This is a genomic window from Devosia nitrariae (assembly GCF_030160115.1).
Lineage (GTDB): Bacteria > Pseudomonadota > Alphaproteobacteria > Rhizobiales > Devosiaceae > Devosia > Devosia nitrariae.
In genome coordinates this window covers 1-23,403 of the sequence record NZ_BSNS01000003.1, presented here as the reverse complement: position 1 = coordinate 23,403, position 23,403 = coordinate 1, and the positions used below count along the sequence as shown (strand labels likewise).

24 protein-coding genes and 1 pseudogene are annotated in these 23,403 nt (G+C 60.6%); 19 read left to right on the top strand and 6 right to left on the bottom strand.

Features of this window, described 5'->3' with window-relative positions:
* Positions 1-42 precede the first annotated feature (42 nt).
* From QQK18_RS02845 to QQK18_RS02785, 13 genes are all read left to right on the top strand, one after another.
* Complete coding sequence (locus tag QQK18_RS02845) at positions 43-1,056, top strand: ABC transporter ATP-binding protein (RefSeq protein ID WP_284338768.1); 1,014 nt, start codon at positions 43-45, stop codon at positions 1,054-1,056.
* 607 nt (positions 1,057-1,663) lie between these two features.
* On the top strand, positions 1,664-2,263 hold the full coding sequence (locus QQK18_RS02840) for a DUF309 domain-containing protein (protein WP_284338767.1): 600 nt from the start codon (positions 1,664-1,666) through the stop codon (positions 2,261-2,263).
* A 677-nt stretch (positions 2,264-2,940) separates the two neighbouring features.
* Entirely contained in the window at positions 2,941-3,912 is a 972-nt protein-coding gene (locus tag QQK18_RS02835; RefSeq protein ID WP_284338766.1) for an AraC family transcriptional regulator, read from the top strand.
* Positions 3,913-4,143: 231 nt separating this feature from the next.
* A complete protein-coding gene (locus QQK18_RS02830) occupies positions 4,144-4,773 on the top strand; it encodes a nitroreductase family protein (protein ID WP_284338902.1) in 630 nt (209 codons plus the stop codon).
* Between the two features lie 34 nt (positions 4,774-4,807).
* Complete coding sequence (locus QQK18_RS02825; RefSeq protein ID WP_284338765.1) at positions 4,808-5,353, top strand: carboxymuconolactone decarboxylase family protein; 546 nt, start codon at positions 4,808-4,810, stop codon at positions 5,351-5,353.
* A gap of 43 nt (positions 5,354-5,396) precedes the next feature.
* Positions 5,397-6,173 (top strand): FMN-dependent NADH-azoreductase, encoded by a 777-nt coding sequence (locus QQK18_RS02820; protein WP_284338764.1) that lies wholly within the window; start codon positions 5,397-5,399, stop codon positions 6,171-6,173.
* Positions 6,174-6,332: 159 nt separating this feature from the next.
* On the top strand, positions 6,333-6,812 hold the full coding sequence (locus QQK18_RS02815) for a DUF3788 domain-containing protein (RefSeq protein ID WP_284338763.1): 480 nt from the start codon (positions 6,333-6,335) through the stop codon (positions 6,810-6,812).
* 125 nt (positions 6,813-6,937) lie between these two features.
* Positions 6,938-7,873 (top strand): VPGUxxT family thioredoxin-like (seleno)protein, type 2, encoded by a 936-nt coding sequence (locus QQK18_RS02810; RefSeq protein ID WP_284338762.1) that lies wholly within the window; start codon positions 6,938-6,940, stop codon positions 7,871-7,873.
* Between the two features lie 2 nt (positions 7,874-7,875).
* Entirely contained in the window at positions 7,876-8,688 is an 813-nt protein-coding gene (locus tag QQK18_RS02805) for a transglutaminase family protein (protein ID WP_284338761.1), read from the top strand.
* An 89-nt stretch (positions 8,689-8,777) separates the two neighbouring features.
* Positions 8,778-9,254, top strand: a complete 477-nt coding sequence (locus tag QQK18_RS02800) for a carboxymuconolactone decarboxylase family protein (protein ID WP_284338760.1) — start codon at positions 8,778-8,780, stop codon at positions 9,252-9,254.
* A 130-nt stretch (positions 9,255-9,384) separates the two neighbouring features.
* A complete protein-coding gene (locus QQK18_RS02795; protein WP_379996287.1) occupies positions 9,385-10,014 on the top strand; it encodes a DUF6088 family protein in 630 nt (209 codons plus the stop codon).
* Positions 10,007-10,282 (top strand): nucleotidyl transferase AbiEii/AbiGii toxin family protein, encoded by a 276-nt coding sequence (locus tag QQK18_RS02790; protein WP_379996290.1) that lies wholly within the window; start codon positions 10,007-10,009, stop codon positions 10,280-10,282. The genes QQK18_RS02795 and QQK18_RS02790 overlap by 8 nt, the downstream gene beginning before the upstream one ends.
* Before the next feature lie 25 nt (positions 10,283-10,307).
* The gene (locus tag QQK18_RS02785; protein WP_284338910.1) at positions 10,308-10,451 is read left to right on the top strand and encodes a hypothetical protein; all 144 of its coding nucleotides are present in this window, start codon (positions 10,308-10,310) and stop codon (positions 10,449-10,451) included.
* Positions 10,452-10,455: 4 nt separating this feature from the next.
* On the opposite strand, the gene QQK18_RS02780 is transcribed toward QQK18_RS02785, so the two are convergent.
* Positions 10,456-10,737 carry a GNAT family N-acetyltransferase gene (locus QQK18_RS02780; protein ID WP_284338759.1) on the bottom strand — a complete coding sequence of 94 codons (282 nt, stop codon included), beginning with the start codon at positions 10,735-10,737 and terminating at the stop codon, positions 10,456-10,458.
* A gap of 592 nt (positions 10,738-11,329) precedes the next feature.
* On the opposite strand from QQK18_RS02780, the gene QQK18_RS02775 reads away from it, so the two are divergent.
* From QQK18_RS02775 to QQK18_RS02760, 4 genes are all read left to right on the top strand, one after another.
* Positions 11,330-12,313 (top strand): AraC family transcriptional regulator, encoded by a 984-nt coding sequence (locus QQK18_RS02775; RefSeq protein WP_284338758.1) that lies wholly within the window; start codon positions 11,330-11,332, stop codon positions 12,311-12,313.
* A 263-nt stretch (positions 12,314-12,576) separates the two neighbouring features.
* A complete protein-coding gene (locus QQK18_RS02770; protein ID WP_379996295.1) occupies positions 12,577-13,830 on the top strand; it encodes an MFS transporter in 1,254 nt (417 codons plus the stop codon).
* A gap of 47 nt (positions 13,831-13,877) precedes the next feature.
* Positions 13,878-14,795, top strand: a complete 918-nt coding sequence (locus QQK18_RS02765) for an NADP-dependent oxidoreductase (RefSeq protein WP_284338756.1) — start codon at positions 13,878-13,880, stop codon at positions 14,793-14,795.
* Positions 14,796-14,863: 68 nt separating this feature from the next.
* Entirely contained in the window at positions 14,864-15,454 is a 591-nt protein-coding gene (locus QQK18_RS02760; protein ID WP_284338755.1) for a uracil-DNA glycosylase family protein, read from the top strand.
* A 71-nt stretch (positions 15,455-15,525) separates the two neighbouring features.
* On the opposite strand, the gene osmF is transcribed toward QQK18_RS02760, so the two are convergent.
* From osmF to QQK18_RS02740, 4 genes are all read right to left on the bottom strand, one after another.
* Positions 15,526-16,437, bottom strand: coding sequence for a glycine betaine ABC transporter substrate-binding protein OsmF (gene osmF / locus QQK18_RS02755; RefSeq protein WP_284338754.1), 912 nt, complete (start codon positions 16,435-16,437; stop codon positions 15,526-15,528).
* A 201-nt stretch (positions 16,438-16,638) separates the two neighbouring features.
* Positions 16,639-17,445, bottom strand: coding sequence for an SDR family NAD(P)-dependent oxidoreductase (locus tag QQK18_RS02750; protein ID WP_284338753.1), 807 nt, complete (start codon positions 17,443-17,445; stop codon positions 16,639-16,641).
* The gene (gene yghU, locus QQK18_RS02745) at positions 17,442-18,320 is read right to left on the bottom strand and encodes a glutathione-dependent disulfide-bond oxidoreductase (protein ID WP_284338752.1); all 879 of its coding nucleotides are present in this window, start codon (positions 18,318-18,320) and stop codon (positions 17,442-17,444) included. The genes QQK18_RS02750 and yghU overlap by 4 nt, the downstream gene beginning before the upstream one ends.
* A gap of 23 nt (positions 18,321-18,343) precedes the next feature.
* Positions 18,344-19,048, bottom strand: coding sequence for a glutathione S-transferase family protein (locus tag QQK18_RS02740; RefSeq protein ID WP_284338751.1), 705 nt, complete (start codon positions 19,046-19,048; stop codon positions 18,344-18,346).
* A 382-nt stretch (positions 19,049-19,430) separates the two neighbouring features.
* Between QQK18_RS02740 and QQK18_RS02735 the strand changes: the two are divergent.
* Positions 19,431-20,137, top strand: a pseudogene (locus QQK18_RS02735) (metal-dependent hydrolase).
* A 15-nt stretch (positions 20,138-20,152) separates the two neighbouring features.
* Positions 20,153-21,175, top strand: a complete 1,023-nt coding sequence (gene gnd, locus QQK18_RS02730; protein ID WP_284338750.1) for a phosphogluconate dehydrogenase (NAD(+)-dependent, decarboxylating) — start codon at positions 20,153-20,155, stop codon at positions 21,173-21,175.
* Between the two features lie 231 nt (positions 21,176-21,406).
* Here gnd and nhaA read toward each other — a convergent pair whose 3' ends face one another.
* Positions 21,407-23,212 (bottom strand): Na+/H+ antiporter NhaA, encoded by a 1,806-nt coding sequence (gene nhaA, locus QQK18_RS02725; RefSeq protein WP_284338749.1) that lies wholly within the window; start codon positions 23,210-23,212, stop codon positions 21,407-21,409.
* Between the last annotated feature and the right edge of the window lie 191 nt (positions 23,213-23,403).

The following is a 23,403-nucleotide window of genomic DNA, read 5'->3' as shown; positions in this document are numbered from 1 at the left end:
CGCGTGCGCAAGACCTTCGGCGAATTCGTCGCTGTGCGCGAGATGAGCCTCGATATCGCGGCCGGCGAATTCGTCACCTTTCTCGGCCCCAGCGGGTGCGGCAAGTCGACGACGCTCAAGATGCTCTCGGGTCTCCTGCCGCAGGACAGCGGTGAAATCCGCTTCGGCCACAAGCGCATCGACATGCTGCCGCCCAACAAACGCAATATTGGCCTGGTGTTCCAGAACTACGCGCTATTTCCGCATATGAGCGTCGCCGAGAACATCGCCTTCGGCCTGCGCATGCGCGGTTGGAGCCGTGCCGCCAAGGACAAGCGCGTCGACCAATTGCTGCAATTGGTGCGGCTCGAAGGGTTGGGCGGCCGCAAGCCGGAACAGCTCAGCGGTGGGCAGCAGCAGCGCGTCGCCGTGGCGCGGGCCCTGGCCTTCAACCCGGATCTCGTCCTGCTCGACGAGCCGCTTTCCAACCTGGACGCCAAGCTGCGCGAGCAAGTTCGGCTCGACCTGCGCGACATCCAGCGCGAGGCCAACCAGACCACGATTTTCGTCACCCACGACCAGGTCGAAGCCCTGGTGATGAGTGATCGTATCGTGCTGATGAACAAGGGCGGGGTGGAGCAGGTCGGTACGCCCTATGAACTCTACGCCACCCCGACCACGGAATTCGGAGCGCGATTCGTCGGCGCCAATAACCTGGTTGCTGCCACGCTGGACATGAGCAGCGGCACCGCGCAGGCGCGTATAGGCGCCGACCTGGCGCTGCCTATAACTACCTGCGCCGCCGATCTGGACAAGGATGGAACGACAATCTGGTTCTGCGTCAGGCCGGAACACTTGGCCCTCCGCCCCTGGAATAAGGAAGGTGAGGGACAATTTGCAGGACGGGTTCTGGACAAGATTTATCAAGGCACGACCGTTTTGGTTGATCTCGACGTCACGGGTCTGGGCACGATCCGCGCCGAGCGTGCCGCGCTCGAGGTCGGCGATCTGCCGATCGGCGCCTATATCGGCGTGCATATCGAACGCTCCCACGCCGTCGCGCGCTCGACAGGATAGGTGCCGAAGCCGGCACCACCGACTTCGGCACGGCGACAAGGACCACGTTCTAGGTGCCTGTGACAACTATCGTCCTAAGCTCCAAAGCGGTCGTTCCTACTGCGGCGTGATGATTGCGGCTTACGCCTAACGTCGGTCGTTGAAGTGAGTTCGCTGCTTCCTAATGAGCACACATTGCCGGGAAGCACGCGGGATGTCTGCCCGAATTGGGGCCAAATGAGACGGATTTAGAAACCTGAAAGCGCAACGGGTGGTCCGTTCCATTGCCGTCTATCCATTCACAGCAACTCGAACGCCAAACAGAACGTGGTGGCGCAGATATAGAGGATGTTGCGCTGGGAGCCGCCGAAGGCGAGGTTGGCGGTGCGTTCGGGCATCAGTATCTTGCCGATCAGCGTACCGTCCGAATCCTAGCAATGTATGCCATCCTTGGCACTTGCCCAGATTCGACGCCGCCCCTGTCTTGGGATACGCCAGAGAAAAAGGCATCGTGGGGCTCGCGGGCTGCGGTGCTCGCATTCGGCGAGCTCGGCGCGTTGGACGGCCGGAGCGCTTCAATATTCTGCTGACGAGCTGACAGCGGCTTTCCAGGAGGTTGCTATGGGGGTTGGATAGCAAGATGTGTCGATCTTCTCAGCCAACTGCAACCTATGAGTCCGGCGATGGGCAAGCTACTAGAGCTCGTTTGCTGCCGGAACGCCGTTTCCCTCCCTATGCGTACTTGCCGGGACGCTTCCCTCATCCGGTTCGTCATCCTCTCGGGCACAGCTACAAGACGGAGGATCTGGCTAAACCGGGCTCGCCCTACGAGGAGTTCCGATGGGGCGCCGACTTGTTTAACCACGGCTATTACTGGGAAGCTCATGAAGCGTGGGAGGGCCTGTGGCAAAAGGCAAACCAACGAACGCCAGAGCGTCAGTTCTACAAGGCGCTCATCCTGCTGTCGGCAACTGGCGTGAAGCTGCGCCAAGGAAAGGTTTCACCAGCGATCCGGCATTACGGAAAGGCAAAGGATCTATTACAGCAACTTCAGCGGGATCGGCCCGGCGCGTTCGACGCCCGGCTCGGCCTCACCGTACCCCAACTCCTAGGCTGTCTCTCTGGGATGGAAATGAGCGAGGATCTGCGCTCTGATGAGCCACGATCTGTTTTTCCGTTCACCTTGGTCCCAGTCACCGAAAGGTTTGCCCGCCAGTCGGAGCTGTGACCGCGAAGACGCTTGGCGGCTGATGACCATTCACCGGGTGCGCAACAGCCCCAGATACACCAAATTATCGCGGCGATTGATCCGACGACGTCTGCCGCCCCCTTAGATTGGGAAGGGAAAGAAGCAGTCAGACTAGTTGAGCGGTGGCAAATAAACGCCACCGCTCCTTAATCGGCAGGTAGGCTTCCGACTACAGATCCCAACTTGTCGCGTCGTGGGACTCGTTTAGCTCCAAGGCGCAGCCGCCTTCCGAACTTCTTCGTGTACTTGCGCGTCGATACCAGCCAGAGCGAAGGTGTCCCCTCAGTCGCATGATCGGCTGGGTGAAATCCTCGTCGACGAAATCGTAGTTGTAGAGGAGTTCAGCAGCTCTGGCCGGCGAAGCCGCGCGTTGCGCGCGCTTCCTTCTTCAGGGCAGTTTGGGTCAGGAGGGGACCGGCGAACGGGCAATGGGACCAGTTCCCCGGCCAGAAACATCCTCGCTGTCACACCATTGCCCCCGGCTAAATAACCAGTTTGCGTTATCTCACCCGCGATGAGTTGCAAGAATTGTGATGCCGGTCGTCTGGCTTTCAGCAGTCGGTGCCTAATCTCATCATCTCTGCCGTCGGCAATCGTTCAGCAGCTTGGTGGACGAATGTGCGATACGATAAAATACCACAGCGTTTCGAGGTCCCATGTCTGAAGTCGATTGGCTAAGCCATCTCTTCCAAATCATCGCCGTTACGGGTCAGCTCGAGTTCCGCTGCGCCTACGGTGCCCCGTGGCGAGTTGCCTGGAGCCAGGCTGCGGAGAACGAGATTCCCTACCACGTGATAGTCAAGGGCCGAGCCATTATCGAGGATCCGGAGACGAGAACAACGCAAGAGCTGCTGCGTGGAGATATCGTTCTGCTGCCACACGGTGCAGCGCATGTTCTGCACGACGGTAGTGGCCGAACGCCAATCCGTACTCACGAAAGTCGGGCCTCCGCCGGATGGATGCTTAGCGAGAACGATGGCCAGGGCGAGCAACTCGATCTGTTGTGTGGACGATTTTTCATTGCACCACCTCATGATCGATTAATCCGTAATTACTTGCCGGCCAATCTAATTGCTCGAGCTATGGACGCTCATGGAGAAGAGGGCATTGGCTCCGCCTCCAGCCAACTGGCCAACCTGGTGGGACTGATGCGAATGGAGTCCGCCCGCGACCGAGCAGGAGGACGGGCAATTCTCAACGCGCTTTCTTCTGCATTGTTCACGCTGGTGCTGCGCGCGGCGAGCGAAGCCGAGGAAGCCCCCAAAGGCTTGTTGGCGCTGGCCGGCCATCCGCGGTTGGCTCCGGCTATCGCCGCGATGTTCGCCGATCCCACGCAGCCTTGGAAACTGCCTGATCTGGCGGACTTGTGCGGAATGTCACGCGCGACATTCATGCGACACTTTCAAGACAGGCTAGGCTGCTCCGCCCTCGACCTGTTGACCGATCTCCGGATGAGCCTCGCCGCCAACGAGTTGAAGAAGCCGGCGATCAGTACCGAGGCCGTGGCCGAGACGGTCGGGTATCAATCGGTTTCCGCATTCCGGCGTGTGTTCGCCGAAAGGATGGGGATGACCCCGGGGGAATGGCGCCGGCTGTCGCACAAGGGCGAGTATCCAGCCCCTCCCTAGTACCCATTTGCGCTCAGATTGATCCTTTCGCGCATCATATCGAGCCGATCCAGTCTCGATGTTTGCATGGGCGGCGGTAAATTGGGCTCCGTAATCACTTGATGAAGGAGCCACCCAATGAACTGCATCGCCAGAATCGCCACCGATCCTGCAATCGGTGCCATCGCGGACATCTGCGCAGTGGCCGAAAAGAGCGCGGAAGCTCTCGCCGGCCAATTTTCCAATCCAACCATGCGTTCAATTCCAACGAACGCCGTCATCGAAACCCTTCTGAGCCGTAGTGCCGCCAAATACTACGATCGCGATGCCGTCCTGAGCGACGAGCAGATCCGAGACCTTGTGCGGATCGGAACTTCAGCGCCGACATCCTTCCACCTGCAGAACTGGCGGTTTATCGCCGTCCGTACGCCTGAGGCGAAGGCCCGGTTGCGGGCGCTCGCGTGGGATCAGCCGGCGGTCACGGACGCCGCCGTTACCTTCATTGTCATCGGCAAGTTGGCCGACGCCAGCACCGTCCCCGCGCGTCTGGCGCCGGTGGTGGAAGCCGGCATCATGCCGGCGCACATGGTGCCGGAATGGGAAATAAACGCTCGCCGGATCTATGACGATCAGCCACAACAGGACCGCGACGAGGCGGTCCGCACCGCCACCTTCGGCGCTGCTGCGATCATTTATGCGGCGCGCTCACTCGGCTGGGGTTCGACACCGATGATCGGCTTCGACGCCGAACCTGTGCACCTCGAGTTCGGCCTGGCGGAAGACGAAATCCCGGTGATGCTGCTGACCGTAGGACCGGAACGAGCCGGCAACTGGCCGCAGAAGCCGCGCATGCCCGTGGCCGATGTGCTTGATTTTGCCTAATCCTAAACGAAAACGAGAACTTATGGAGACTATGATGGCAAGAACTGCTGCCCTGAAGCCGGAACACGTGCCGGCTGAATCGAAACCGACTCTCGATGCGTTCACCAAGGACATCGGATTCACCCCCAACATGATGGCGGCCTTCGCGCAGAGCCCGATCGCGTTCAACTCGTGGGCTACCCTGCTGGGCTCCCTGAGCAAGGCGCTCGACGTAAAGACTCGCGACAGCATCGGCCTCACTGTCTCCGAAGTAAACGGCTGCAACTATTGCCTGACGGTTCACAGCTATACGGCTCAACATATGGCTAAGCTGTCGGCTGAAGACATCATTCTTGCCCGGAAAGGCCATGCCGTTGATGAGAAACGGGATGCTGCCGTCCAGTTTGCGCGCAAGGTCACCGAGACGCGCGGTCACGTCGGTGATGCCGATCTCAAAGCCGTCCGCGATGTTGGCTACACCGACGCGAACATCATCGAGATCATCGCATTGGTGGCCATGTACTCCCTGACGAATTTCTTCAACAACGTGTTCGATCACGACAAGGACTTTCCCGCCGTGACACCGGCCGGCTCGATCTGAGCCCTCTCCCGTCGAAACCTCAGAAGCCATTGGGAACGATCGGATGAACATCCTCCACATTGACAGTAGTGCGCGTCAGGAATCGCATAGCCGCGGGCTTTCGGCCGCGATCGTTAAGAAGCTTCTCGAGGTTGCCCCGGGGGCGAGCACCATCCGGCGCGATTTGGGGATGGACCCCTTGCCTCACACCCCGGCTGACTACGCTGTTGCGCTATCGACGCCGGCGACATTAGCGGCGCCCCCCACGGGCTCCCTCGATGTTTCCGAAGCGCTCATTCGGGAAATCGAGGCGGCCGATGTAATTGTCATCGGAACGCCGATGTACAACTTCACCATTCCCTCGACACTCAAAGCGTGGATCGATCAGATCCTGCGCGTCGGCCGGACGATGAAGTCGACGCCGGCCGGGAAAGTGGGAATGTTGCAGGACCGTCCAGTATTCATTGGTGTCACCTCCGGCGGTGTCTTTGCCGGCGATCGAGCCAACCAACCGGACTTTCTCACACCCTATTTGACGCTGGCATTGAACTCTATTGGATTGAAAACCCTGCAGTTCCTTCCCTTGCAGGCCACTGCATTCCTCGACCGGGACCAGATTTCGGTGGCGAGGGAGAACGCTCTCGCTGCTATCGACCTGACCGTTATGGAAGACCTTCTTTCGGTCTATGGTCGGCCTGCAAGCGAAAGAGCATCCACGCCCCGGCGAGTCGGCCGCGCCGAGGGCTCGCTGCCGGTCGAAATCTTTGCCGCGCTTCGAGAAGCGGGCGTGGCCCGTGATCCTTCGCTCATGCGACCAGCCCGACCGACCCCGGTCCCATAACGTTCGGCTATCGATCCTATGGCCAAAGGTGATTTTCCTTTGCGCCGTCGCAGTCCCAAGCTTCGATCTGTCGTCGCCTCTTCGTGCGCACGCCGCAGGTCGTTGGCGCCCGTATCGTAACCCTCCGGCGTCCGCCCGGGTCATGAAAAAGGTTTTTCGATGATTTCATCCATTGGTACTGCCGAGGGGACAGTTCCCCGGATCGGCGACAGGATCACTGACAAAACAGCGCCGCCCGACGACACCGCCATCCGCAGCTGGATCGGACCCGAGGCATTCGAGCGTTGGGCTGAGCTGCGCAAGTGGATCGATGAATTCTACCCTGGGGTTTTCGCGCCTGATTGGCTCTACGGCGGCAAGAGCCGTGGTTGGTCCCTTCGCTACAAGAAAACCAAGGCGTTCACCACCTTGGTGCCCGAGTATCGACGGTTTTCGACCGTGGTGGTCATGGGAGGGGCAGAACGAGAGAAGTTTGAAGAGAGGCGCTATGTCTGGCGCCCGCAATTGGTCAAGCTCTACGACGAGGCCAAAACATACATCGACGGGAAATGGCTGACAGTTGCCATCTCGTCGGCAGAAGATCTGCACGATGTGAGAGACCTGTTGATCATGAAGCGCCCGCCACCGTCGGGTAGTTGAGGAAGGCGGTCGAGCCCCAGGACCTGAAAGTGAGATCGGGTCAACCCGTTTCGCTCAGCGATCCGAGAGTGCACTAGCCGCCAACCGTTATTGTGATCACGAACCGGGCTCACCATATTTTGGGCATGCAAGAAAATGTAACCTCCTTTCGCGAGCATCGTGAGCTCGGCGACGTTGCGTGGCTGCGCGATCACGATCGCGGCCTGGCCCTGGCGGCCGAAATGGGCAAACCGGTTCTGCTGTTGTTTCAGGAGGTGCCCGGGTGTTCGACCTGCGTGCGCTTTGGGCAGGACGTCCTCACGCATCCTCTGATGGTGGAACTGATCTCCGATCGGTTCGTGCCGGTCGCAATCTTCAACAACCATCCCGGTACAGACGCCGAGATTCTGCGCCGCTACGACGAGCCATCGTGGAACAACCCCGTCGTGCGGTTTCTCGGGCCTGATGGAGCCGAGCTCCTGCCGAAGTTGGCCGATCGCTACGATGCGCTGGGGCTCCACGAAAAGATCACCGCCGTCCTCGAGATGCTCGGCGATGATGTCCCCGGCTATTTCCGGTTGCTGGGGCGCGATCTGCTGGTCGAATATGGCCTCAGCAAATGTGTCACCTACACAACGCCATGCTTCTGGTCTGGCGAAACGAGCCTCGCCCAGCATCCGGCGGTCATCACGACCGACGCCGGTTGGATCGATGGTGAGGAAGTGGTGCAGGTGTATTTCGATCCGCGCGAGGTCTCGCGGTCCGATCTGGATTCCTATGCTCATGCGGAATTGTTCAGCCCGACCGACGCTGTCGGTTTCGAGCTTGACGGTGAACCACAGTATTACCTGCGCAAAAACGTGGCCCGCCATCTGCCTCTAACGCCGGCTCAGCGTACACGGATCAATTTGGCTGTGCCCTATCGCGATTGGCTCGCGTGCCTGCTCAGCCCGCAGCAATCCGCATGGCTTGCCGATGCGGAGCTGCAGCGATCGAGCGGGGACGACACCTATCGCCAGGATATTCGCCAGAGCTGGCCGGCGCTGGTGGCTGAGCTTGGCTCGATTAGGAAGGAGAATTGATCATGGATGTCGCTACCATCGGCCTCATCGACGATGAGGATATCCTGCTCGACCTGGCTTCGCTTGCGCTGAGCCACCTGGATCACGAGAATACTGATATCGCGCCATATCTCAAAAAGCTCGAAGAGATCGAGGACCGGGTGTGCGACGAAGGTCGGAGCGCGGTTCTTCCGAGAGAACGAGCCGTCGTGCTTTCGCGCATCCTGCATGGAGAGCTTGGCTTTGTCGGCGACGTCGACAGTTATGATGAATCGGAGAACGCCGATTTCATCCAGGTGCTCGATCGCAGGCGCGGCCTGCCGATTGCGCTGTCGATCCTCTATGTCGCGATAGCCCGCCGGGCGGGATGGAGCGCCTATGTGCTCAATCTGCCGGGCCATGTGCTGGTCCAGGTCGGCGAGAAGAGCCCCGTGGTGAGCGATCCCTTCGCGGGTGGCGGCCTGATGTCAGAAGAGAAGATAGCGGCGATCTCCCGGGCCTGCCTTGGCAAGGAAGGCGACGCTTCCGCGCTCAGCGTCCTTCGGATGAGCAACCGTGACGTACTGGCCCGGCTGTTGAACAACCAGGCTGTTCGCGCGGAAGATGGAAACGACCCTCACCGGGCGCTGACAGTGTATCAGCGGATCACGCAGGTCGCGCCGCGTGTGCTCGATGCCTGGCAAAAACTTGCGCGTTTGCAACTGGGATTCAACGACGTGGCGGGCGCCAGGGAAAGCCTGTTCGCTATGTCGGAAATCGCGTCGGACAAGAAAACGCGTGATCGGATCATGAAGGCGTTCGACGCTCTTAAATCGACCGGACCTGTTGCGTTATAGCGTGCGTTGCCGTTCCTGTCGCGGCGCCCGTCAAGGGCGGAGCCGAGGGTCAGTTGCCAGTGGAAAATCTTCGATCCGGAGAATGTAGCGTGGGTTCAGAGATCAGGTTCGAGGATCGCCGCTTCAACCCAGACCTGGTGGACTTTCATCAGCATGCCAAGGCTATGGCGGCCTCGGTCGGCTACACGGCAAAGCTGGAGATCGACGGCCAGCTTGCGCAGTTGCTGCGATTGCGAGTAGCCCAACTCAACCCCTGCTCGTATTGCCTCATCCTTCATAGCCGGGTGGCGGCGGACCAGGGCATCAAACCCGAACGCATCGCAAATCTGCCGAGTTGGAGGGAAAGCACGCTCTATAGCGATGCCGAGCGCGCCGCTCTTGCCTATTGTGAAGCCCTGACCATCTTCAACCAGGCGACGTTTGCTGCTGCACATGATGAGGTGGCGAAGCAGTTCAGCGAAGTTGAAATCGCTGAGATCGCCGCGGTGATCATCAATATGAATGTCTGGACGCGGCTCAAGCTCGCCCAAGGGGCGACCCCGGTTGAAGCCGGCGAACCCGTCTGATCAACAGTCAATTGCCCGCCGAGAGGCTGACGGCCCAGACATGGCTTCCTCGAGAGCGGTTTGGGGGACTCGGTTTGACGGGAAACAAAGCGCCTTGAATGTCAGAAAAACATATACCATTTTCTGACACATGAAAACGACGATGGCATCGGTTCCCGATCGGATCATGCAGCGTGCCCGCGCCGGCGGGCGCGGCGGCGTCTTTACGCCAAGTGATTTCCTCGATGTGGCGGGGCGTGCCGCAGTCGATCAGGCCCTTTCGCGTCTGGTCAAGAGCGGGAAGATGCGTCGCCTGGCGCGTGGTCTCTACGATTTCCCGAAAGTCCATCCGAAGCTGGGCCCACTTTCCCCGGCTCCCGACGACATTGCCAGAGCGCTAGCGCGCGAGACCGGCTCGCAGGCCCAGATCGCGGGCGCGGACGCTGCGAATGCGCTTGGCCTGTCGACCCAGGTTCCGGCAAAGAGCCTCTATCTGACGAACGGACCCTCGCGCCGGATCGTGCTGGGCAAACGCGTGGTCGATCTGCGTCACGCCTCCCCCAAGCACCTGATCGCACCGGGTAGCCCGGCCGGCACGGTCGTTCAGGCGCTTCGCCACGTGGGTGCGGGGCGTGCTGCCGACGTTGTCAAGGTTGCCGCACGCCAGTTGTCGGCCAACGACAAGAAGGTGCTCGCCTCCAGTGCCATCCAGGCTCCGGCCTGGATGCGCCCCACGCTGATCTCGATCGGCAGTACAGCCGCGAGTTCGGCCGATGGATGAAGTCGCTCTTCTCCCGGCTGGCGATAGGGCGGCGCTCTTCGGAGAGACCGGCGTCGGTCGTGGCGTCGCCAATACCATCATCGAAAAAGACTTCTGGGTCTGCTGGACCTTGAAGCGCCTGTTCGGTCTTCAAGACGGAGCCGCGGCCAGCCTGGTCTTCAAGGGCGGAACCTCTCTGTCGAAGGCCTTCGGCATCATCGCGCGCTTTTCCGAGGACATCGACCTGTCCTTCGACCGCACCGATCTTGAGCACGAGCATTTCTCTTGAAAAGCCTAAAACTGGACACCGGGCAGTGGCCGTTTCCGATTTCCTCGTTGCTTTCGCCCAGACGTTCGGCCAGATCTCTGATCAAACAGTCACGCGCAACCTAAAAGTCCAGCCCGCGTTGGAAATTCGCCCAGGCTACAGGCTCAATGTCCTGGTGGATCTTCCTTGAGCGGTCAGCCGTCGAGCATGGCGAGATATTCCCGGTGCCGCGAAGCATATGCCGCCATGAATGGGCACTTGGCGATCACGCGGCGTCCCTTGGCTCGCAGAGATTCGAATACGCCGCGGGCGAGGCGCGACCCAATCCCCTGTCCCGAAAGCTCCTGTGGTACCTCGGTGTGGAGCAGGACCACCCGTCCGTCTTCCTCCTTGTAATAGGAGACCGCGAGCGCACCACCGTCGAGGGGCAGCTCGAAACGGTGCTTTTCTGGATTGTCTATGATCTCGGCGTCCATTCTGTGCCTCCCACAGCGTCAATAGAACGAGCGTCAACCACCGTATCGGTGCGCGTTTCAACTGTCTGCGCCCCTATTCGCTCCGAGCACCAAGGCGAACCGTATCTGGACGAACGGAGACCCATCGTGGATTCGCAGCATCTTCGCCGCTCCTACTCTGACGATCTCGATGGCTCCTGCAACTGCGTCCACGTAGGTGCCAGGGCTTTCGCTGGCGTCGATGGTCGGGTGGTAGTGCACGTTTCGGAGAGTTCGGAAGGCAGGCGGTGCGCTTCTGCGTTCGTCGTGTCAGACGACGCCTCCATTCATGGATCTCACGTTATATCGTGACGGTTTTTCTCGCGAATTCATGTCCTGGCTGAATTTATCAAATTCGGCCCCAAGGGCTACTCCGCCGCGCGCATCTGGGTGATTGTTTGAAGGCAGTCCCGTCAAGGCGAGTGCACACACGAACTGACGATCAACCACACCAGGTTGGAGTGCGGAAGAGCCATTCATCCTGGACTGTCGGCGTTGCCCGCGCAGTCTGGGACCAGTTCCGTTGTCCCAAACGCCGAGCTGATGTGGGGTCGCTACCACGAGGCTCCTGGACGTGACGGTTCAACCCATTTGGCGTATCTCGCGCGCCGATCTCGACAGGCTGATGACGACGTTGGAGGTCAGCCACGTCAGGCTGTCAGAGTGTGCGATGGCGGCGGGTACGCGCCTGGAAATCGCGCGGGGTGAGCACCCGACGATCCACTACGGTTTTGCCGGTTCCGGCGTAATCCTCGTCGAGGGAGAGCCGCCGGTCGATTTCTGCGCCCACACCCTCGTCGTCGTTCCCGCAGGCAAGGCGACGACGATCATTGCGCCCGATGCCAGTGGCGCCCTGACACGGTCACCGGGTCGAGAGCAGGCAGTCATTTTCGTTCCCGGCGCCTCGCCGCGTCACACAATCGGCGAAGCCGAACCTGTGCTGCGGGTAGTGTGCGGGTCGTTCGTCGCACTCTACGCCGCGGGGCTCGACCTGTTCGCCTCTCAGCCGGTGCCGATCGTCGAGACGTTCGATGCGCACGACCAGTTGGACCAGGTGATGAACTACGCAATGTCGGAACTGGCTTCGCAGGAAGTGGGAGGAGGGCCGATGTCTGCAGCCCTGTTGAAGCTTGTGCTTCTGTCACTCCTGAGGCGATGCCTTATATCGACGAACCCGTGGGTCGAACGGTTCTCAATTCTTAATGACCCACCAATCGCGAGGGCCTTCGCCGAAATGGCGAATAGGCCCTCTGACCAGCACACGGTGCATTCTCTCTCCCAGTCGGTGGCTCTCAGTCGTTCCGCATTCATGGCCCGGTTCACTACGGCGTTTGGCGAGTCGCCGATGGCTGTCCTGAGGCGCCTACGGATGCGTCACGCTGCCAGCTTGCTCGCTGCGAACGCGATTTCGATAGACCAGGTGGCGATGCAGGCGGGGTACCAAAGCCGAAGCAGTTTCACGCGAACCTTTCGCCGGCACTATGGCACCGACCCATCCGAATACCGGGCTGAAGCCAAGCGGAGCACCCAGTTCGAGCCAGCTGAAAGTTCAACGTAGGAATCCTCGATGCGAGGGCGAAAAGCCGCTTCGGGGCGCGTCCTACAAGGCTTCGATGTCACGGCAGGCATACCGATGACGAAAACGCGAAAACGACTGACGCGCGACTATTCCCCGCCGCTATGGATACGATATGCGCCGACTATTGGAAAATCCAAGCTGGCGCTGATCAATTGCCATCATGGTCGCAGAATTTATCGAGTAGCACCCGGCGCAACCTGGCGCGGAACTCACTGCAATTGCGCATAAGAAGGGGACGCTGGATGCAAGGCGTGGCTCAAGTGATCAATCCGGTCGATGGCGGCGGCCGCAGGCACGCATTCTCTTCTGCCGTGCTCGCCCTTGTGGCCACGTTCGCCGCAGCTGCGTCGCCGATTCCCCTATACAACATCTATCGAGCGGAGGAGGGCTTTACCAACTTCGGCATCTCCATGGCCATCGTCACCTACTCCGTCGGGACCATGACCGCATTGCTGATATTGGGACGGCTCTCCAATCACCTGGGCCGTCGCATTACAGCGATCGCCAGTCTTGGATTGATTTTGGCAGGCTGTCTCTTGCTGCTGAATGTGCATGACATCGGCACCTTGCTGACCGCTCGGCTCCTTGTCGGTCTCGGTACCGGGCTGGCTAGCAGCAGTTTGACGTCGTACATCGTCGATGCCGCACCGGCCAAGCCAGAATGGTTGGCCTCCGTCGCTTCAAGCCAGGGGCCAATGCTCGGACTTACCGTCGGAGCGATCGCCTCCGGCGGCCTGGTTCAATTCGGGCCTTGGCCGCGCGAGCTCATCTACCTGGTTTGCTGCGGCTTGCTGCTCTTGTCTGCCGTACTCATCATGACCAGTTCGGAAACCGCTGCGCCGACGCCGGGCGCCTGGCGGTCGTTAAGACCGAGGGTCAGCGTACCGGCGCGTGTCGTGCATCTCCTTCCTGTCGCGGCGGCAGTGTTTTTGGCCACCTGGGCAACAGGGGCATTCTACCAAGCCTTTGTGCCCGCCCTCGTCGAGGACCAGCTTCATACCAATAGCCCGCTCATTCTCGGACTGGTGTTTGCCGCCTATATGGCTCCCAGCGTTCTCGGCGCTCCAATTGGAGGCCAGTTCACCCCAGCAGGGGCCCAACGCATCGGCATGGTCACTTTCCTGGCGGGAATGGTCGGCATCATCGCCGCGATCAATGCCGGGGCATTGACAATGTTCATCATCGCAACAGTTTTCGCCGGCGCAGGCCAGGGCATCGCTATCAGCGCCGCCACCCGTGGCCTACTCAACGGCAGCACTCTCGTGGATCGGGCACCGATCTTCAGCGCGATCTATCTCATCTGCTACAGCGGCGCTACCTTCCCCAGCCTCATTTCCGGCGAACTCTCCCACACCTTCTCGCTGCCGCAGATTGCTCTCGGATATGGCGGCTTTGCTCTCGTCGCCACCTTGTTCACGCTCGTTGCGGCACAAAATCCTGGCAGCGATACATCTGCTAGCACCACCAGCGAGAAGCTCGCCGAAGCTCACAAATGATTCTTTCGCACTAGGTCCCGAGCAACCAAACCAGCCGAGGGGGATTCATGAAAGCGATCGTTGTGACGGACCAAGCCGCGGGAACGGCTGGAATGAAGCTGGTGGATCAGCCCGAGCCGCCGGCTGCCATAAATGACGTCATTGTTCAGGTTCATGCCTCAGGTTTTACGTCTGGCGAACTGACCTGGCCGTCGACCTGGACAGATCGCCACGATCGCGATCGAACGCCATCGATTCCAGGGCAGGAGGTAGCCGGCGTTGTTACCACTCTCGGCTACGGCACGACGGGCCTGTCGATAGGTCAGCGGGTTTTCGGCCTCTCGGATTCGTATCGTGCCGGCACACTTGCCGAGTACGTCGCCATCGAGGCGCGCAACCTCGCGCCACTGCCGGGGGACGTCGATTTCACGGTCGGCGCGAGCGTGGCGATGCCTGGTCTGACCGCGTGGCAGGGACTTTTCGTGCATGGTCGTCTTCAGGCGGGACAGAGCCTCCTCGTCCACGGTGCGGCTGGTGCTGTAGGGTCGATGGTAACGCAGTTGGCGCGTGAGGCCGGCGCTCACGTCATCGGCACCGGACGCGCCGCCGATCGTCAAAAGGCGCTCGATTTTGGTGCTCAGGACTTCCTCGATCTTGAGAACGACATGCTCGAGGACCTCGGCGAAATCGATCTGGTGTTCGACGTCATCGGGGGCGACATCGGGAAACGGTCCGCAGGCCTGATCAGGGCCGGGGGAACACTCGTGACCATCGCTGGGCCAGCAGAAGCAAAGCCCGCAGGCGGACTGGCGATCGATTTTGTGCTCGTGGCTGACCGCGCACAGCTCGGTGAGATTATCCGGCGAGTGCGTGACGGGCGGCTACGCACGAACATCGGCAATATCTCGTCCCTCGATGATGCTGTTGCCGCATTCAACCCGACCGAGCGACGCAAGGGGAAGACGATCATCCGCGTTCGTCCGTGAGGTCTCGGGAAAGGCAGATAGTCCAGCGTGGGCTGCAAGTGAGGGGCTCCACGAGCTAAACTCAAATCATGCCACAACCAGACACCGCATTTTTGCGCGAAATTTCGGGATGCACGATCTGTGCGCCCTTCCTGCCGCTCGGCCCTCGGCCGATCCTGCAATTCAGCAGGACGTCCCGGATCCTTATCATCGGCCAGGCGCCAGGAACAAAGGTGCACTTGAGTGGGATTCCCTGGCAGGACGATAGCGGTGATCGGCTTCGTGAGTGGACTGGACTCGAGCCGAACGAATTCTACGATCCCGCAAAGGTAGCCCTGGTGCCTATGGGATTTTGCTACCCCGGAAAAGCGGCAGGCGGCGACGCGCCACCACGGCCGGAGTGCGCACCGCGATGGCACAATCTCATACTCGAACTCCTTCCGGCTGACCGTCTGACGCTTCTCGTCGGATCCTATGCCCAGCAATACTATCTTCCCAAGGATGCTGGAAAAACCCTCGTCGACCGTGTCCGCGGCTTCGACCGCTTCGCTCCCGCGATCTTCCCGACCCCACATCCATCGTGGCGCAGTGTCGGGTGGCGGAAACGCAATCCCTGGTTCGATGCGGATCTGCTCCCCGCTCTCCGGGCCGCGATTAGAAACCAGCTCGATCGCGCCTGACGGTCTATTGCGGCAATGGGTAGGGCCGGACGATAATGCCCCGCCCTACCGGAGGTTATCTGCCGTCCAGCTTACTTGACGAAGCCGTTGGTCTTGAGGAAGTCGAGCGCCACGGCATTTGCCGGTTCTCCCGCCACCTGCACCCGGCCATTGAGATCCTGCAAGGTCTCGAGGTCGAGCTTGGCGAAGACGGGCTGCAGAAGCTCGGCGATCTGCGGATATTGCGTGAGCACGATTTCGCGGACGACGGGCGCAGGTGCATAGACCGGCTGCACGCCTTCGTCGTCATCGAGCACCGTGAGCTTGGAGGGCGCGATGCCGCCATCGGTGCCATAGACCATGGCCGCATTGGCGCCGGAGGTCTGCTGGGCAGCCGCCGCGATAGTGGCGGCGGTGTCGCCACCCGAAAGGGTGATGAGCTGTTCGGGCTCAAGGGCAAAGCCATAGGTTGACTGGAACGCCGGAAGTGCGGCTGGCGAGTTCACGAATTCCGCAGAGGCCGCGAGCTTGACCTCGCCGCCGCCCGCGACCCATTCGCCGAAATCGGTGAGCGTCTTGAGGTTGTTCGGCCCCGCCACGTCGTCGCGCAGGGCGATGGCCCAGGTATTGTTGGCCGGAGCGGGCGACAGCCAGACGATCTTGTTGGCGTCGTAGTCGAGCTTCTTGACCTCGTCATAGCCCTGCTGCGCGTCGTTCCAAATGGGCTTGTCGGCTTCGTCAAAGAAGAATGCGCCGTTGCCCGTATACTCCGGATAGATATCGATCTGACCCGCAGTGATGGCTTCGCGCACGACCGAGGTGGCGCCGAGCTGGATCCTGTCGGTGACGGGGATCTCGTTGGCCGTGAGGACCTCCAGGATGATGTTTCCCAGCACGCTGCCTTCGGTATCGATCTTAGAAGAAACCACGACCTGGGCCTGAACCGTAGTTGCCGTCATTGCCAGCGCCGCAAGGGCCCCGAGAATCCTGTTAGTCAGTCGCATGATATACTCCCGTGTTGCCTTGGTTCGCGCCAGTTCCAGAGCGCGCGTGCCAATTGATTTACAAATGCCCAGACGATTGTTGTCTCTGTTTGTCGCCGAAGATTTCAGGTGGCCGACGAGTCCTGAAACGCCGTCCGGCAGGGACGGAAAGGCGTCGCCATTTGCCGCATTGCAATTGCGTCCTCGTTGGACTGATCACGCTCAGAGCGCGGAGTGGTCCTTCACCGCTTCCTCCAGCGCCGGCTTCAATCCGAGAAAGCGCTCGTCAACTGCGGCCGGGTCGTCGCGATTGAGTGCGATCATCTGCGCACGGGTCTCGCCGCCCCGGATCACCTCGAATGCCCCCGTTTCGATTCCCGTAGCGATTGCGTCGGCAACGGCGGTCACGGACTCACGCGAGAAGCCAAGTTCGGGTCCGGCATGGTTTGACTTCATCATCGGCGTGTCCGTGCCGCCGGGATAGACGATCAGGATATGGACACCCTCTCCTTTCAACTCGCGCCGCAGCGCTTCGCTGAAACGAGCAAGCCCGGCCTTGACCGCTGCGTAGGTCGCGTAGAACGGCACACCGACCAGCGCGATGCCGGAGGAAACGTTCACCACCATAGCATCGCCACTCTTGCGCAGGGCCGGCAACGCCGCCCGCGTGAGGAGGACCGGGGCGGTCAGACCGACGTCGATCATGGTCTGCAGCTCGGATTCGTCCGTGTTTTCCAGGCGACCGGCTCGCACCCCTCCGGCGTTGTTCACGAGGACGTCGAGGCCGCCCAGCGCAGCAAGAGCCTGTTCGAGCGTCGCGGCGCGCCCTTCGGTCGTGGCCACATCAGCCGCTATGCCGTGGATCTCAGCGCCTTCGGTTTGCAGAGAACGAACGGCTTCGGCGACAACTTCAGCACGGCGTCCGCTGATGGCCACTTTCGCGTGCTTCGCCAACAGGATCCGAGTCAGAGATAAGCCTATGCCGCTCGACCCGCCGGTGATGAGGACGCGCTTGCCGGCGATGTTCATACCCGCTCTCCCATGAGCTTGTCCTGCGTCCTCGTATCGAAGTCGCTGGCGTCGTGTCGTTCATGAAGCTGGCTCGAAGGGGTGCCACTCGTGCGGTTGACCTTTCGGCCGCGGGCGACGGCTGGGCGTGCCAAGAGCTGATCGGCCCAGCGCACGACGTTCTTGTAATTCTGAACGGAGAGGAACTCGCCCGCGTCGTACAACCAGCCTTCAACGAGTCCGCCGTACCATGGCCAGATCGCCATGTCGGCGATCGTGTAATCGGAGCCGGCGATGAACTCGTTGTCGGCAAGACGCCGATCGAGCACATCGAGCTGGCGCTTCACCTCCATGGCGTAGCGGTTGATCGGGTATTCCTGCTTGGTCGGTGCATAGGCATAGAAGTGGCCAAATCCACCGCCGAGGAAGGGCGCCGAGCCCATCTGCCAGAACAGCCAGGAGAGCGTCTCGGCACGGGTCGGCCGATCCGTCGGCAGGAAGGCGCCGAACTTTTCAGCGAGGTACATCAGGATGGCGCCGGATTCGAAGACTCGGATCGGTATCGACCCGCTGCGGTCCATCAGCGCAGGGATCTTGGAGTTGGGATTGATTTCGACAAAGCCGGAGCCGAACTGGTCGCCTTCGCCGATCTTGATCAGCCAGGCATCATATTCGGCGCCGCTGTAGCCAAGCGCCAGCAACTCCTCGAGCATGACCGTGACCTTCTGGCCGTTCGGCGTGCCGAGCGAATAGAGCTGCATTGGGTGCTTACCCACGGGTAGTTGTTTGTCGGGGGTCGGGCCGGCAATCGGACGGTTGATCGAGGCGAATTTGCCACCGCTGGCCGTCTCCCAGGTCCAGACCTTCGGGGGAATGTATTCACCGCTATCGCTCATAACGCCCTCCTCGCGGAATCTGGTCAGGCCGCCGGCGGAAAATTCGATGGAAAGAGCGCGCGCTTCGTCTCCTCGTCGTTCACACGCTTAAACGGATGGTCTTTTCCGATCTCACGGGCGCGCCCCGCGGCGGGGCGCGCGTTAACAGTCTCGAACAGGCGCTTGACGTTCGGAAACGGCGCGAGCGGATCTTCGGCACCCTTCCTTACGCGTGAGGCGCGGTCGAGCCAGCCCCAGGCCGATATGTCGGCGATTGTATAGGTCTCGCCGACGATGAACCTTCGACCTTCAAGGTGGTCGTTCAAGACCTGATAGTGGCGTTCCGCCTCGCGGCGGTACCGGTTGACGGCGTAGTCGAGACCTTCGGGTGCGGCGAACTGGAAGTGCACGGCCTGGCCGGAGAACGGGCCGAGGCCAGACGCGATGAAGAGCAGCCAGGAGAGCAACTCAGGTCGATCCTCGGGCGTGCCCAGGAACTTCCCGGTCTTCTCAGCGAGATAAATGAGGATCGCGGTGGAGTCGAAAACCCGCGCCTCGGGTTCGCCCGGGCCGTCGGTGTCGACGATCGCCGGAACCTTGCCATTCGGATTGATCAGCCGAAACGAAGGCGAGTGCTGCTCGCCCTTACTGGTGTCAACCGGGATGACCTCATAGGCAAGTCCAGCCTCTTCCAGGAAGAGTGCGATTTTCGCGGGGTTCGGCGTTGGATGAAAATAGAAGCGGATCACGTGAATCTCTTTTCGGTTCGTGTGGTTCGGACCTGTCCAGGCGATAGCCGCTTGAGCGGTGACGTTCAGCAGCGTTGCCGCGCACATCTCCAAGTTCGATCCGGGACACGGGCGATTGCGGCGCCAACCGCGACCATGAAGTTCGACGCTTTCATTAGCTCCCTTCGTCGTCGCCGGCCAATTACCAGTCGCTATGAAAACGATACCTGCCGGCAATTGGAAAACGCCGACCCGTGCTGCGAAAACACGGCATCACGGCTGCCGATCCCCTTGAGTACGCCGAGAGGCTTTCGAGCAGCTCAGAGAGCAAGGCCGCATCGATCAACCAGCGAGACGGCGCTGCGTTTCCGGCAAAGAGACAAACGAGCGAGGAGACATTCAGATGAAAATGACCTGGTACGGCCATTCCGCATTCCGCATCGAGGTGGGCGCGGCCAAGCTCCTGATCGATCCGTTCCTGTCCGGCAACCCGTCCTGGGACAAGGGGTGGGAAGAACCCGCGGAGGGTGTCACGCATGTTCTGATCACGCATGGTCACAACGACCATTTGGGGATGCGCTGGCGATCCTGAAGAAGACGGATGCCATGCTCGTCGCCAATTTCGAGATCTGCAACTACTTGGCTGGGCAGGGCGCCAATGGCGACAAGGTTAATCCTGGCCTTCATGGCGGCACGGTGGACGGCGGCGGTTTCACGGCATCTTTCGTCAATGCCTTGCATTCCTCGTCATTCGGTCTGGAGGGCGGGCAGAATGTCTATCTCGGCAATCCGAACGGCCTGGTCCTGAATTTCCCCGATGACAAGACGCTTTACCATATGGGCGACACGGACATTTTCGGTGACATGGCGCTGATCGAGGAATTGCACAAGCCGGCCATCGGCATTGTGCCGATCGGCGATCGCTTGACCATGGGGGGCGCAGTGGCAGCACTCGCCTGCCGGCGATTCTTCAATTTCGAAACCGTGATCCCGTGTCACTACGGTTCGTTTCCGATCATCGATCAGACGGCGGACAAGTTCGTAGCCGGCCTGGAAGGTTCCGGAACGAAGGCGCTCGTGCCGGAGATCGGCAAGGCCTTCGAGATCTGACGCCGATCTTGTCGGATGCAAATCGGATTGATCGGATTGGGCCGCATGGGCGGCAACATCGCTCGCAGGCTCATCGCCCGTGGTCGGCACGACCTGGTCGTGTACGGCAGGAACGCGGACGCGGTCGAAGCTCCCCACCAAGAGGGCGCAACGGCAGGCTCGTCGCTCAAGGACCTGGTCGGCAGGCTCGCGGCGCCACGGACGATCTGGCTCATGCTGCCGGCCGGCACAGTCACCGAGGATCATGTGTCCGAACTCGGCGATCTGCTTGGCGCCGGCGACACCATCATCGATGGCGGCAACACATTCTGGCAGGACGATATCCGTCGAGCCGCAGAGCTGCGCAAGAAAAGCATCCACTACGTCGATGTCGGAACCAGCGGCGGTGTATGGGGGCTTGAGCGCGGCTACTGCATGATGATCGGCGGCGACAAGGCGATCGTCGACCGCCTCGACCCGATCTTCGCGACGCTAGCGCCCGGCATCGGCCTGATTCCGCGAACTGAGGGCCGTGATGGTCGCGACCCCCGGGTCGAGCAAGGCTACTTCCATGCCGGGCCAAGTGGCGCCGGCCATTTCGTGAAGATGGTCCATAATGGTATCGAGTACGGCCTGATGCAGGCTTACGGGGAAGGGTTCGATATCCTGAAGAACGCGAATGTCGAGGCGCTGCCCGAACAATATCGGTTCGATCTCGATATCCCGGACATTGCCGAGGTGTGGAGACGGGGAAGCGTCATCAGCTCGTGGCTGCTCGATCTGACCGCGTCGGCTCTTGCCAGGAGCGAAGCGCTGGAAAGTTATTCGGGATTTGTCGAGGATTCCGGTGAAGGTCGCTGGACTGTCAACGCGGCGATCGAGGAGGCCATCCCGGCGGATGTGATCACGGCTGCACTCTACGCACGGTTTCGCTCGCGCAGGGATCACACCTTCGCGGAGAAAGTTCTTTCCGCGATGCGACATGGCTTTGGCGGTCATACCGAGCTGCCGCCATCGGAGTCCGTAGCGCAGCCGAAGGATCGTTCCACGAGCTCCTAACATGAGCGCAGATCGATGGCGACGCGCTCGGCGTTCTGCTGTGCGAAAGCGCCGGACGCCGCTTCCTCGGCTCGGATGTCGATGCCACTGGTGATGCAGATCTCGGCCATATCGATGCCCTCGATAGCGGCGTGAAGAGGGGTAGCGACGTCGGTCAGCTATTTCAGACCCGGCCGGACTCCGTTGCCATTACAGAGAGACGGAAACCGCCCCAGGGGCACCCGAACACCTTTATGCTTCGCTCGGCGATTTTGCGTTCCAGAGGATGATCGTGCCGATGGTTCCGGCACAGAACGATGCCGCAAGGATAGCGACTTTGGCGGCCGCAAAATCGTCGGCAAACGGAAAAGCCCGACCAGCGATGAAGAGCGAGATGGTGAAGCCGATGCCCGCAAGCGCGCCGGCACCCGCGAGCTGACGCCAACTATAGGCTTCTGGTTTCTCGGCTATACCGATCCTTACCGCGATCCAGGAGGCCCCAACGAGGCCGAGCGGCTTGCCAAGAACCAGCCCCGCCATGATCGCCAGGACAAGGGGACCGCGGCCATCAAGGACGTCTGCGGAAAGGACGACGCCTGCATTCGCCAACGCAAAGGTCGGAAGCACAAAATAGCTGGATCGTGCGCCGGAGCGTCGCAACAGGCGGTCTGCCGGTGATTCGAGGAGCTCGTGAATAAAATCAAGGGCGTTCAGCGCGGGGAGAGAAGGCCCGTGACGGAGAACCTCACCGCCGCGCTTTGCTTCTTCCAGCAGAATGGCATCGGCCTGCCTCATAAGCGCGTGCAGATTCGCCGGCGGGCGTGTCGGGATGAACAAGGCCAGGAGCACACCGGCAAGTGTCGCGTGCAGACCTGCAGAATAGATGCAGGCCCACAGCACGACACCAACCAGGATGTAGGGCAGGACCAGATAGACTCGCGCGCGATTGAGAAGCGCCAGAATTACCAATGCAGCCGCCGCGGCAACAAGGTAGCCGATGTGGAGATCGGACGCATAGAACACTGCAATGACCAGAATCGCACCGATGTCATCGACGATTGCGGCGGCCGTCAGGAAGACCCGCAATTCCACTGGTACCCGTCGGCCCATCATGGCTACGAGCGCTATCGCGAAAGCTGTATCGGTTGCCATGGGCACACCCCAGCCACGTGACAATGGACCAGTTGGTGTCAGCAGCAGATACAAAAGTGCTGGAACGATCATCCCGCCGATCGCAGCCGCGATCGGGAGCGCCGCCGAGCGGCGATTCGCCAGGTGGCCAACGGTAAATTCACGCTTGATCTCGAGACCGACGACCAGGAAAAAGATCGTGAGCAGACCGTCGTTGACCCAGTGCTGCAGTGACATACCGAAGTGCCAGCCGCCGAGATCGAAGCTGAGCTCCCGGTGCCAGAATTCCGCGAAGGCACCGCCAACTGGTGAGTTCGAGAATGCGAGTGCCAGCACGGTCGCAATGAGCAGAAGGACACCCGCAGACGGACCCCAGCTTGCAAAATCGAGCGTCGTTGCCCTGACACGATGGCCGAGCGTACCGAGCATTGCATCGCCGAGCGTGACTTCGTCCCATGGCCCGTCGTACCTCCGCCCGTTAATGAAGAACGTCGGCGTAAAAAGCACGCCATTGGCATTGGCTGAGCGTTCGTCCTCATCAACACGCGCCCGCGCTTTCTCGGAGATTTCCGCAGAGTCGAGATCGAGTTCGGTCTTGACCGCGACGAGATCGCCTTCGGTCAATTCCGACGAACGCGTCATCAGTTCCAGGTGAATTTTCCAGAACTGCTCGGGCGTTGCGTGCTCGGCGATTTCCGCCGCTCGGCGGGCGAGGTCGTTGTTTGCGAGTGGACGGTGCCGAAACACGTACCGCATGCGGTCGCCGAAGCGATCACGCAGTGAGGCGATGGTCTCGTTGGCCACTCGGCAATGGGGACACGCGTAACTCCCGTATTCGACCAGCGTAATTGGAGCGTTGGAAGCGCCAAGGATATGGTCGCGTGTCTCGTCTACAGGCGGGTCAAGACGGCGGGAGGGGATAAGCAAGAAGAGAAATCTCCGTTTCTGATCGTACCGACGGGCAATCAGGATTGCGAGCAAAAAACATCACCCAGCGCTCCTATGGTATGAGCCACACCGACCGCCGCCAGCCCATTGGATCAGGAAGCCGAATTGTCTAGGTCGTAGTGACAATTTAATCGACCTAGGGATTCCCCTTGGTTGGCAAATCAGATTCA